The organism is Stenotrophomonas sp., from assembly GCF_032056425.1.
Taxonomy (GTDB): Bacteria; Pseudomonadota; Gammaproteobacteria; order Xanthomonadales; family Xanthomonadaceae; genus Stenotrophomonas.
Window position 1 is genome coordinate 45661 of record NZ_DAMBCN010000003.1, and the last position, 11792, is coordinate 57452.

Genomic DNA, 11792 nt, shown 5'->3' on the forward strand with positions numbered 1-11792 from the left:
TTCTACCCTTGCCCCGTGAGTACCGCTGAAATGAGTGTGCCAACCCTGTACGTCGTCGCCACGCCGATCGGCAACCTGGCCGATCTGAGCCCGCGCGCGCAGGAGGTGCTGCGCTCGGTGGCGGCCATCTGTGCCGAAGACACCCGCCGCAGCGGCCAGCTGCTGTCCCATTTCGGCATCCAGCAGCCGCTGGTGGCCCTGCACGAACACAATGAAGAGGCCTTGGCGCAGCGCCTGGTGTCGCGGCTGCAGGCCGGCGAGTCGCTGGCGCTGGTGAGCGATGCCGGCACCCCGCTGGTCAGCGACCCCGGCTTCCGCCTGGTACGCGCGGCCCGCGCGGCCGGCATCAAGGTCAGCCCCATTCCCGGCGCCTGCGCCGCCATTGCCGCGCTCAGCGTGGCCGGCCTGCCCAGCGACCGCTTCAGTTTCGAGGGTTTCCTGCCGGCCAAGGCCAGCGGTCGCCGCGACCGCCTGCAGGCGCTGGCCGGTGAGGTGCGCACGATGGTGTTCTATGAATCCTCTCACCGCATCGCCGAATCGCTGGCCGACATGGCCGCGATCTTCGGCGGCGAGCGCCCGGCGGTGCTGGCGCGCGAACTGACCAAGCTGTTTGAGACCGTGCTCGATGGCGATCTGGCCAACCTGCTGGCGCGGGTGGAAGCCGACGACAACCAGCGCAAGGGCGAGTTTGTGGTGATGGTGCAGGGCGCCGGCGATGATGAAGAAGCCAAGCTGGCGGAGGGGCGCCGGGTGTACGCCAAGCTGAGCGAGCACCTGCCGCCGTCCACCGCCGCCAAGCTGGCCGCCGAGCTGACCGGCGCCCCGCGCAAGGCGTTGTACGGCCGGTAGCGCCGGGCCATGCCCGGCGAGCGCGTAGCGCGGCGGGAATGCAAGGATGTCGCGATCGGCATCAATGCCCGATCGGCGTCAGGTCATCAGAGCCCCGCAACGCCGGGCATCGCCGGGCGTCCTGTAGAACGAGGTTGAGGTCCGTTGAGTGTGTGCGGATACTCCTGCGCCGCAAGCGTGTTGGTGACGCGCTTCATTCCCCTACGTTCAGGGAGCGACTGTCCCAGATGTCGTTGAGTGCCTATCTGCAAGCGCATTTCATGCCAAAGGCCGTGTTCGCCGCGTTCTGCAACGTGTCAGAAGATCGGCTCAGCCGCCTGGTTTCAATGGGGGCGGTGCCGGAGCCGACCTACACCTGCGGGGACGGCGCCATCCGATCTGCGGTTTTCGGCGCCATTGCCATCCGTGAGCCCCTTGCCGGGGAGTACTTCCGAACCGAGTGCGCGCGCTGGACGCGCATCGCCGACAGTGCGCCACCTGGGGCTGAGCGGGCGACCGTGACGTCCGTACTTCTGCAGGAGCTCGCAGACTACATGTCAGGCATGCCTGGAGGTGCTGACAGGGCGCGCGAAAAGGCCGAACTGCTGCTCCCGCACTTCTTCAACGGCACCTTCGGTCTGTGTGTCGCCGACCCGTCTACCGGAGGCGGTATTGCCAGAAAGGAACTGCTGCAGGAACAACTGCTCGCACTCCTCAGTGATGAACGCACGGCTCTGGACGCACGTGTCGACAGGCACGCGCTGCTGGCACTGATCGACGCGTACGCGCAGGCGTCGATGCCATTCTCGCCTGCCGAGTACGATCGCAGCAGTCGAAAACGATTGGTGGATGATCTCCGGCGGGAGCTGCGCACGCCGTCCTGAGTGGCGTGCACGGCTGCGCAGCACATTCCCAGGGCGTGTATTGGAACGCGGGCCGATCTGCGGAATGATGGGGCGAAAAGGGCAGACGCCCCGTAATTCGCTTCATGGAGGAAAGGAACATGTTGGCAACCACACTGCCGCTGCTATTGGCGCTGGCTGGCGTGCCCGCCCAGGCCGTCGCTGGCGGCGACACCGAGCCCCTCACCGAGGCCGCCCTGGGCCCGGACTACGTGGGCTATCAGCTGTTCGATCCCGGGCTGGTGGAGTTCAGACGGTTGCCGTCGGCAGGCGATTACGGCACCTACCTGATCTACCGGACGGCACGCGAAGCGCTGGAAAACTACGACGCGTGTCTGCAGTCGGCCACCGACAACCGCGAACAGGTCGAGGCCGCCTACCAGCAGTTGGTGGGCGGCCAGCAGCGCTACGTCAGCGCGGCGCAGTGGCGCGAGCTGCAGCGGGCCCTGCGCGCGGGGCGCACGCAGGTGCCTGAGCGTGCGCCGTGGCAATGTGCCGCGTTCGTGGGCAACGCGCCCTATTTCGATGCGGGGCTGGACGATGCCCTGTTGGGCGCCGCTGAGCTGGCGCGCGAACGGGCGGGGGAAGGGGATACGCGCAGCGACGCGCTGCGTCCGGTCCTCGGCGTTCAGATGGGTGGGCCGGCCTTGATCGAGTCCGAGCCTGGCCCAGGCCCGGCCCGCCGGGCGGGGCTTCGCAAGGGTGATGAAGTGTTGGTGGTGGCAGGCACCCGGGTGAAAACCGTGTTCGGTGTCGGCCAGGCGTTGAAAGCCCACGCGCCGGGTGACCGTGTGGAGGTGCGCGTGCGGCGTACGGAGTGGAACGGTTCGCAGCCGCAGGTGCGCGAACTGACGGTAGTGGTGGTGCTGGAGTCACGGGCGGCAGTACTGGTTCAGGAAAAGGGCCAGTAGCTCTACGCCATGCGTGAATGCAAGCGTCGCGTGCCGCGATCAACCCGGCAGGAAGGCCGCGCGTAAGCTAGACTATGCGCTGGCGGAGCCGGCCAGACAGTCGCGTCATCCCTTCGGGGGTGCCGAGGAAAGTCCGGGCTCCATAGGGCAAGGTGCCAGGTAACGCCTGGGCGGCGCAAGCCGACGGAAAGTGCAACAGAAAGATACCGCCTACGTCTTCTTCGGAAGGCCGGTAAGGGTGAAATGGTGCGGTAAGAGCGCACCGCGAGTCTGGTAACAGACCGGCACGGCAAACCCCACCTGGAGCAAGACCAAATAGGGATCCTTTGGCGCGGCCCGCGTTGGATCCGGGTAGGTTGCTTGAGCGTTGCGGTGACGTAACGCCTAGAGGAATGACTGTCCACGACAGAACCCGGCTTATCGGCCGGCTCCGCCACCTTTTTCGAGCCAGGCACGCTCACGCATGGTGCAGCTCCTGCGTAGAGTCGAGCTTGCTCGACTGCATTGCCCCGCGTAAAGACAGTCGAGCAAGCTCGACTCTACCTAGAATGTGACGCGGCTTTCGCCGAGGAACGCGCCCTGCGCGCCGAAGCGGCGCTCGTGCATCTGGCCATGACCGTCGTGGTCGATCAGCAGCAGGGTGCTGGCGCGGGTGCCGTAGTCGTCACCGCGGATGAAGGCCGGGCTCAGCCAGCGTTCGCGCTCCAGGCCGATGCCGGTGTCGGGCAGGTCGCTGTCGGCCGGGCGGTGTTCGTCTGCCAGGGCATCCCAGAGTGGGGCCGGATCCGGGGTCAGAGCCCTTTCGCTTTGCGAAAGGGATCCGACCCCGTCGGCGTCCAGCCAGGCCGAGAGCGCGGCCATCAGCCGGCGGGTCTTTGGCCAGGGGGCATCCAGCGCGCCGTTGGACATGCCATGCACGCCGGCCCCCAGGGTCTGCCGTTCGGCGGGGTGGTTGCCCAGGTATTCCAGGGTGGTGCCGTCGGCCAGCAGCAGGTTGAACGGTGCGTACGCGCTGGCCACGGCGGCCAACCGGTCCATGTGCACGCCGGCGGGGTCCTGCCCGCGCAGGAAATCGGCCACCAGCGCGCCACGCGACGGGCCGTTCTGTGCCGCCAGCGGGTCGCGCACGTTGGTGACCACCGCCATGCGGCCCGCCGCGCCTACCGCTGCCCAGCCACCGCCCGAGCGCAGGTCGCGCCCGCCGATGATCGCCGGTTCGTTGTCCCAGGGGGCCAGCGCCGCCGTGGGGCGGGCGTGGAACTCATCGCGGTTGCCGGCCATCACCAACCGCCAGCGCGGGTGCTGAAGCCAGCCAAGAGCAAGCAGGCACATGGCGTCATTGTGCCCGGTTTGCGCAGTCTGGCGTCGCTTTCAGCGCGTTCCGGATGAATGCGCGGTCAATGTTTCACGCCGTCTACACGCCCCTGAACTTCGGTTCAATCTCAAAAATTGAGACGGATCAGCAACTTGTGGATAAGCCTTGAACAATTCTCTAAACATTGCTGCAAGCCATTGATGCGGCAGGCGATTTCCCTGCTGAAAAGGTGTTGACAACCCTTGGCCCGCTGCTAAGGTGGGCATCAGAGGGAAATCCGGGTGTTTTGTGGGTTTTCGTGGTTCAATGTTTCACCGGGCGAAGGAAGGGTGCACGCGTCGTGTTCCAGGGCGAGACGGCCATCACAGTTGACGACAAAGGACGCATGGCGGTTCCCACCGCCTATCGCGACCTGGTCGCGCGTGCCAGCAACAACCGTCTTGTCCTGACCTACAACCCGTTCGAAGCCGGCTGCCTGTGGCTGTACGCAGAGTCGGAATGGGAACGGGTCCGCGACGATGTGATGTCCAAGCCCAACACCCAGCGCGTCGTGCGCCTGTTGCAGCAGAAGCTGGTCGGCTCGGCCGCCCACCTCGAGCTCGACGGCAACGGTCGTATCAGCATTCCCGCCAGCCACCGCGGTGCGGTGGGCATTGAAAAGAAGGCGGTATTGCTCGGTATGGGCGACAAGTTTGAATTGTGGAGCGAGCAGGCACATCGGGCCCTGATCCAGCAGACATTGTCTGACGAGGATCTGGGTGATGGGCTTCTCGACCTGAAGTTGTGAGCCGGGGTGCCCGGATGCGCCCAGAAGCGCAGACCGGTCACCTTCCGGTGTCGCAGTCGCCGGCGGTGCACCTGCCGGTCCTGTACACCCAGGTCATTGAAGGCCTGAGGGTGATCGAAAACGGACGTTATCTGGATGGCACGTTCGGTCGTGGCGGTCATGCCCGTGGCGTGCTTACCCAGCTCGGTCCCGAGGGGCGCCTGCTGGTCATGGACAAGGATCCGGAAGCCATTGCCGTAGCCGAGCGCGATTTCGCGCCGGACCCGCGCGTGTCCATCTTCCGTGGCAGCTTCGCCCAGCTGCTGCAGTGGAACGAGACGGCCGAGGGACTGGATGGCGTGCTGTTCGACCTCGGCGTGTCTTCGCCGCAGCTGGACGTGGCCGAGCGTGGATTCAGCTTCGGCAAGGATGGCCCGCTGGACATGCGCATGGACCCGGACAGCGGCGAAAGCGCGGCGCAGTGGATCAACCGCGTAGAAGACCGCGAGATCGCCGACGTGCTGTGGACCTACGGCGAAGAGCGGCAGAGCCGCCGCATCGCCCGGGCCATCGTCGCCCGTCGCGAGAAGCAGCCCTTCACCCGTACTGGCGAACTGGCCGAGCTGATCGCCTCGGTGATGCCGCGTGGCAAGGACAAGATTCACCCGGCCACGCGCAGCTTCCAGGCCATCCGCATCCACATCAACCGCGAGCTGGCCGATCTGGAAGCCGGCCTGGATGCGGCCGTGGAACGGCTCAAGCCCGGCGGCCGTCTGGCGGTGATCAGCTTCCATTCGCTGGAAGACCGCATCGTCAAGCAGTACATGAACCGCCTGGCCAAGGCGCCGCCGGCCAACCGCCGCCTGCCCGAAGCAGAGGTGTTCGTGCCGACCCTGGATTTGATCGGCGGCGCCATCAAGGCCACCGACGAAGAACTGGCCGCCAACCCGCGTGCCCGCAGCGCCGTGCTGCGCGTGGCCCAGAAGCGGGAGGCCGATGCATGAGCCGGCTGCTGCTGATCATCCTGTTGGCCTGCACCGTGGCCTCGGCGATCGGCGTCGTGTTCGTGCGTCACCGTCACCGGCAGACGTTCATCGAGCTGTCGCGCGCTGAGCGCGCACGCGATGACATCAATCTGGAATTTGGCCGCCTGCAGCTGGAACAGGCCACCCTGGCCGAAGCCAACCGGGTGGACCGCATCGCGCGCGAAAAGCTGGGCATGAAGTTTCCTGAAGCCGCCGACGTGGTGGTGGTGCGCCCATGAGCAAGGCCGGCCGCAACCGCCCGCGCAATACCTTCAACCTGCGCCAGCGCCTGCGCTGGGTCGCGCTGGCACTGGGCCTGTGCTCGGTCTCGCTGGTCGGTCGCGCGGCCTACGTGCAGATCGTCAACGCCGATTTCTACCAGCGCCAGGGCGAAGCGCGTTACCTGCGCGAGCTGCCGATCAAGACCTCGCGCGGCATGATCACCGACCGCAACGGCGAGCCGCTGGCGGTGTCCACTCCGGTCGCCTCGATCTGGGTGAACCCGCAGGACCTGCTGCGTGCGCCCGAGCGCATCCCCGAGCTGGCCCAGGCGGTCGGCATGTCGGTGGACGAGCTGAGCAGCCGCCTGTCGCAGAAGTCGGACAAGGAATTCATGTACCTGCGCCGCCGGATCAATCCGGACGATGCAGAGAAGGTGGTCGCGCTGAAGATTCCGGGCGTGGCCGCGCAGCGCGAGTTCCGCCGCTTCTACCCGCAGGGTGAGGCGATGGCGCACGTGCTGGGTTTCACCAACATCGACGACCGCGGCCAGGAAGGGCTGGAGCTGGCCTTCGACGAATGGCTGCGTGGCAAGGCCGGCGCCAAGCGGGTGATCCGCAACCGCAAGGGCGAGACGGTGGAGAGCGACCTGCTGCGCGCCGCCGAGCCGGGCAAGGACCTGACCCTCAGCATCGACCGCCGCATCCAGTACCTGGCCTTCAAGGAACTGCGCAACGCGCTGGTGGCCAACAAGGCGGCCGGCGGTTCGATGGTGATCATGGACGTGGCCACCGGCGAGATCCTGGCCATGGTCAACCTGCCCACCTACAACCCGAATTCGCTGAACGGTGCGGTGCCGGACACGCGCCGCAACCGCGCCGTGACCGACCTGGTCGAGCCGGGCTCGACGATGAAGCCGCTGACCATCGCCACGGCGCTGCAGGCCGGGGTGGTGACCAAGGACACCATCATCGACACCAACCCGGGTTACATGACCCTGGGCCGCTTCACCATCCGCGACGTGCCGCGCAACAACGGCGTGCTGAACGTGACCGGCGTGATCACCCGCAGTTCGAACGTGGGCGCTGCCAAGGTTGCGGCCAAGCTGCCCGACCAGACCTTCTACGATTCGATCCGCAGCTTCGGCTACGGTTCGGTGCCGCACAGCGGTTTCCCGGGTGAATCCGGTGGCGTGGTGCTGCGACCGGCGCGCTGGTCGGGTACGTCCAAGACCACCATGTCCTACGGCTACGGTCTGAATGTCACCCCGCTGCAGATCGCCACGGCCTATTCGGCCCTGGCCAACGGCGGCAAGCTGATCGCCCCGACCTTCGTGAAGGGCCAGCGCAACGAAGGCAAGCAGATCATCGATCCGGCCGTGGCCAAGGAAGTGGTGGCCATGATGGAAACGGTGGTGACCCAGGGCGGCGCCAAGCAGGCCGCCGTGCTGGGCTACCACGTGGCCGGCAAGACCGGCACCGCGCGCAAGGCCGGCCCCGGCGGTTACGAGCGTGGCCACTACAACTCGCTGTTTGCCGGCGTGGTGCCCGCCACCAACCCGCGTTTCGCCACCGTCATCGTCATCAACGATCCGCAGGGCGGCAAGTTCTACGGCGGCCTGGTGTCGGCGCCGGTGTACCACAACGTGATGGAAGGCACCCTGCGCCTGATGGACGTCCCGCTGGACGACCTGCAGTCGTGGCTGGCTGCCCAGCAGTCCGGAAAGATGGGGCATTCGGCCTCCATCCTGCCGGCGCCGCCGGCCGAGGCCGCGCTGCCGGCCGATGCCGCCGCCGAATTCGACGCCGCGCTGCCCAGCGCGCAGAACCCTGTGCCGGCCCCGCCCGCGGGAGGCACGCAATGAGTCCTTCGATGTTGCTTTCGCAGTTGCTTCCGGATGTTGCCCTGGCGGGCAACGATCCCGTTCTGACCGGCCTGGTGCTGGACAGCCGTGCCGTGCGCCCCGGCAATGCCTTCGTCGCCATCGCCGGTTTCGGCGCGCATGGCCTCGGCTTTGTCGAACAGGCCCGCGCCGCCGGTGCCAGCGCCATCCTGTTTGAACCGCCGGCCCCGGTCGAGCTGCCGGCGCCGGCCGATGCCATCGCCGTGCCCGGCCTGCGCGCACGCCTCGGCGCCATGGCCGACCAGTTCCATGGTGCGCCCTCGCGTGCGATGACGATGGTGGGCGTGACCGGTACCAACGGCAAAACATCCACCGTGCAGCTGCTGGCCCAGGCCTGGCACCTGCTCGGTACGCCCAGTGGCAGTATCGGCACGTTGGGCGCCGGACTTTATGGTGCGGTCGAGCCGACCGGCTTCACCACCCCGCTGGTGCTGCAGATGCATGCGCTGCTGGCGCAGCTGCGCAACGACGGCGCACGTGCGGTGGCGATGGAAGTCAGCTCGCACGCGCTGGACCAGGGCCGCGTGGATGCCGTGCACTACGACGTGGCGGTGTTCACCAACCTCACCCGCGACCATCTGGATTACCACGGCGACATGGCCAGCTACGGTGCAGCCAAGGCGCGGCTGTTCCATCGCCCGGGCCTGAAGGCCGCGGTGGTGAACCTGGATGATGCGTTCGGTCGTGAACTGTTCGCGGGCCTGCCGGCCAGCGTGCAGGCCATCGGCCTGAGCTCGCGCGGTGCCACCGGTGCCAGTGTGCGTGCCGAAGGCCTGCAGCTGGATGGCCGCGGCATCGGCTTCGAACTGGTCATCGACGGCGCGCGCGCTGCGGTGCAGTCGCCGCTGCTGGGCCGCTTCAACGTGGACAACCTGTTGGCGGTGGCCGGCAGCCTGCATGCGCTGGGCCAGCCGCCGCAGCGCATTGCCGCCGTGCTGTCCGCGCTGCAGCCGATCCGTGGCCGCATGAACCGTCTGGGCGGCGAGAACGGCCTGCCCACCGTGGTGGTTGATTACGCACACACCCCGGATGCGCTGGAACAGGCGCTGGACAGCCTGCACGGCCACCTGCAGGGCACGCTGTACTGCGTGTTCGGCTGCGGTGGCGAGCGCGATACCGGCAAGCGCCCGCAGATGGCCGCCATTGCCGAGCGCCTGGCCAACCAGGTCATCGTGACCGATGACAACCCGCGTGGCGAAGACGGCGACGTGATCGTGGCCGATATCCTGGCGGGGTTCACCGATGCTTCGGCCGTGACCGTGCAGCGCAGCCGCGCGCGGGCGATCGGCCTGGCGGTGAAGCGCGCCGGTGCCGGCGACATCATCCTGATCGCCGGCAAGGGCCACGAGCCCTACCAGGAAGTCAACGGCGTGCGCCACGACTTCGACGACACCGAAGTGTCGGCGGCCGCGCTGGCTGCCAAGGCCGGTGTGCTGGCAGGCGAGGGCGCGGCATGAAGCGCACCCTGCTTTCGCTGATCGCGCACTGGGCCGGTGGCGAGATCCACGGCGACGACGTGGCCATCGACGCGGTCAGCAATGACACCCGCAGCCTGGGCAATGGCAGCCTGTACGTCGCCCTGCGCGGCGAGCGTTTCGACGGCCACGACTTCGCCGCCGATGCGCACGCACGCGGCGCCAGCGCGCTGCTGGTCGAGCGCTTGCTGCCGCTGGACGTGCCGCAGGTGCTGGTGGCCGACAGCGAACTGGCCCTGGCGAAGATCGCTGCAGGCATGCAGCGCGATCGTGGCACCGAGGTGTTCGCGATCACCGGCAGCAATGGCAAGACCAGCGTGAAGAGCCTGCTGCTGTCGATCCTGCAGCAGGTGGCCGCGCACGCCCACAAAGTGGTGTACGCCAACCCCGGCAACCGCAACAACGAGATCGGCCTGCCGCTGGCGGTGATCGATGCACCGGAAGATGCCGACTACGCCGTCTACGAGATGGGCGCCGGCAAGCCGGGCGACATCGCCTACCTGACCGACATCGCTCGCCCGCGCTACGCGCTGGTGAACAACATCGCACCGGCGCACCTTGAACGCATGGGCAGCCTGCTCGGCGTTGCGGTCACCAAGGGCGCGATCTACGCAGCGCTGCCGGCCGATGGCGTGGCGGTGATCAACGTGGACGATGCCTACGGTCGCTGGTTCGAACAGCATTTCATCGGTACCCCGGCCCGTTGCCGGGTGCTGCGCTATGGCCTGGAACACAGCGCCGAGGTGACCGCGCGCGATATCCGCGCCGGTGCGCAGGGCAGCCAGTTCACCCTGGTGTCGCCGCAGGGCGAGGTGGGCGTGGTGCTGGGTCTGCCGGGCCGCCACAACCTCAGCAATGCACTGGCCGCTGCCAGCCTGGCACTGGGTGCAGGCATCGGCCTGGACCTGGTGGCCGCGGGCCTGGCCGCCGCGCAGCCGGTACCGGGCCGCCAGATCGCCCACACCCTGCACAGTGGTGCGGTGCTGGTCGATGACAGCTACAACGCCAACCCCGGTTCGCTGGCCGCGGCCATCGATGCCCTGGCCGCTGCGCCGGAAGAGGGTTGGCTGGTGCTGGGTGACATGCGCGAGCTGGGCCCCGATGCCGAGGCCCTGCACGCGCAGGCCGGCTTGCGCGCCCGCGCGGCCGGTCTGAAGCGTCTGTACGCGCTGGGCCCGCTCAGCGCCGCCGCCGCGGTTGCCTTCGGTGAAGGTGGCCGCCATTTCGCCACCCATGATGCGCTGTCAAAGGCGCTGCAGGACGAGTTGCACGCTGGTGTGCGCTGCCTGGTCAAGGGTTCCCGTGGCAGTGCCATGGACCTGATCGTCAAAGCGCTGCTGGCGCAAGGAGAGGAATCCCCGCATGTTGTATGAACTGGCTCGATGGTTGCAGCAGTTGGAGAGCCTGTTCGGGCTGTTCAACTACCAGACCTTCCGCGCGATCCTGGCCGCGCTGACGGCGCTGTTCCTGTCGCTGTGGCTTGGCCCGGCGGTGATCCGCCGGCTGGCCCAGTTCAAGGGCGGCCAGCCGATCCGTACCGACGGCCCGCAGACCCATTTCTCCAAGGCCGGCACGCCCACCATGGGCGGTTCGCTGATCCTGCTCACCGTCACCCTGTCGGTGCTGATGTGGGCCGACCTGCGCAACCGCTACGTGTGGCTGGTACTGGCGGTCATGCTGTGCTTCGGTGCCATCGGCTGGTATGACGACTGGATCAAGATCGTGCGCCGCGACCCGAACGGTCTGAAGTCGCGCTGGAAGTACCTGCTGCAGTCGATCTTCGGTCTGGCCGCGGGCATCTTCCTGTTCCAGACCGCCGACGTGCCGGCAGCGCTGACCTTCTACATCCCGATGTTCAAATCGGTGGCGCTGCCGCTGGCCGGCATCGGCTTCGTGGCCATCGCCTACTTCTGGATCGTCGGCTTCTCCAATGCGGTGAACCTGACCGACGGCCTGGACGGCCTGGCGATCATGCCCACGGTGCTGGTGGCCTGCGCGCTGGGCGTGTTCGCCTATGCCTCGGGCAACGTGGTGTTCGCCAACTACCTGCAGATTCCGCAGATTCCCGGCGCCGGTGAGCTGGTCATCATCTGCGCGGCCATCGCCGGCGCGGGCCTGGGCTTCCTCTGGTTCAACACCTATCCGGCCATGGTGTTCATGGGCGATATCGGCGCGCTGTCGCTGGGCGCGGTGCTGGGCACGATTGCAGTGATCACCCGCCAGGAGCTGGTGCTGGTGATCATGGGCGGCGTGTTCGTCATCGAAACGCTGTCGGTGATGATCCAGGTCGCCTCGTTCAAGCTGACCGGCAAGCGCGTGTTCCGCATGGCACCCATCCACCACCACTTCGAGCTGAAGGGCTGGCCCGAACCGCGCGTGATCGTGCGCTTCTGGATCATCTCGGTGGTGCTGGTGCTGATCGGCCTGGCCACGTTGAAGGTGCGCTGA

11 protein-coding genes and 1 other RNA gene are annotated in these 11792 nt (G+C 67.3%); 11 read left to right on the top strand and 1 reads right to left on the bottom strand.

All coding sequences use genetic code 11. The features are described 5' to 3' along the window. The first annotated feature begins 30 nt into the window (after positions 1–30). The 4 genes from rsmI to rnpB all read left to right on the top strand — a co-directional run bounded on the left by rsmI (position 31) and on the right by rnpB (position 3077). A complete protein-coding gene (rsmI, locus tag RTY46_RS03000) occupies positions 31–849 on the top strand; it encodes a 16S rRNA (cytidine(1402)-2'-O)-methyltransferase (RefSeq protein ID WP_199932236.1) in 819 nt (272 codons plus the stop codon). Between the two features lie 227 nt (positions 850–1076). Next, the gene (locus RTY46_RS03005) at positions 1077–1712 is read left to right on the top strand and encodes a DUF6058 family natural product biosynthesis protein (protein WP_312706607.1); all 636 of its coding nucleotides are present in this window, start codon (positions 1077–1079) and stop codon (positions 1710–1712) included. 119 nt (positions 1713–1831) lie between these two features. Next, positions 1832–2641 carry a PDZ domain-containing protein gene (locus RTY46_RS03010; RefSeq protein WP_312706608.1) on the top strand — a complete coding sequence of 270 codons (810 nt, stop codon included), beginning with the start codon at positions 1832–1834 and terminating at the stop codon, positions 2639–2641. Positions 2642–2725: 84 nt separating this feature from the next. After that, positions 2726–3077: RNase P RNA component class A (gene rnpB, locus RTY46_RS03015), an RNA gene on the top strand. A gap of 107 nt (positions 3078–3184) precedes the next feature. On the opposite strand, the gene RTY46_RS03020 is transcribed toward rnpB, so the two are convergent. Then, complete coding sequence (locus tag RTY46_RS03020; protein ID WP_312706609.1) at positions 3185–3973, bottom strand: NRDE family protein; 789 nt, start codon at positions 3971–3973, stop codon at positions 3185–3187. Positions 3974–4296: 323 nt separating this feature from the next. Here RTY46_RS03020 and mraZ point away from each other — a divergent pair, with 323 nt between their 5' ends. The 7 genes from mraZ to mraY are packed head-to-tail and all read left to right on the top strand — an operon-like array spanning position 4297 to position 11792. Beyond that, complete coding sequence (gene mraZ, locus RTY46_RS03025) at positions 4297–4743, top strand: division/cell wall cluster transcriptional repressor MraZ (protein ID WP_004143635.1); 447 nt, start codon at positions 4297–4299, stop codon at positions 4741–4743. A 14-nt stretch (positions 4744–4757) separates the two neighbouring features. After that, complete coding sequence (gene rsmH / locus RTY46_RS03030; RefSeq protein WP_312706610.1) at positions 4758–5726, top strand: 16S rRNA (cytosine(1402)-N(4))-methyltransferase RsmH; 969 nt, start codon at positions 4758–4760, stop codon at positions 5724–5726. Next, complete coding sequence (ftsL, locus tag RTY46_RS03035; protein ID WP_312706611.1) at positions 5723–5986, top strand: cell division protein FtsL; 264 nt, start codon at positions 5723–5725, stop codon at positions 5984–5986. Before rsmH ends, ftsL begins: the two co-directional genes overlap by 4 nt. Next, complete coding sequence (locus tag RTY46_RS03040) at positions 5983–7830, top strand: penicillin-binding protein 2 (protein ID WP_312706612.1); 1848 nt, start codon at positions 5983–5985, stop codon at positions 7828–7830. The genes ftsL and RTY46_RS03040 overlap by 4 nt, the downstream gene beginning before the upstream one ends. Beyond that, positions 7827–9326 (top strand): UDP-N-acetylmuramoyl-L-alanyl-D-glutamate--2,6-diaminopimelate ligase, encoded by a 1500-nt coding sequence (locus RTY46_RS03045; RefSeq protein ID WP_312706613.1) that lies wholly within the window; start codon positions 7827–7829, stop codon positions 9324–9326. Before RTY46_RS03040 ends, RTY46_RS03045 begins: the two co-directional genes overlap by 4 nt. After that, entirely contained in the window at positions 9323–10717 is a 1395-nt protein-coding gene (gene murF, locus RTY46_RS03050) for a UDP-N-acetylmuramoyl-tripeptide--D-alanyl-D-alanine ligase (RefSeq protein ID WP_312706614.1), read from the top strand. The genes RTY46_RS03045 and murF overlap by 4 nt, the downstream gene beginning before the upstream one ends. Then, complete coding sequence (gene mraY / locus RTY46_RS03055) at positions 10707–11792, top strand: phospho-N-acetylmuramoyl-pentapeptide-transferase (RefSeq protein ID WP_108752178.1); 1086 nt, start codon at positions 10707–10709, stop codon at positions 11790–11792. The genes murF and mraY overlap by 11 nt, the downstream gene beginning before the upstream one ends.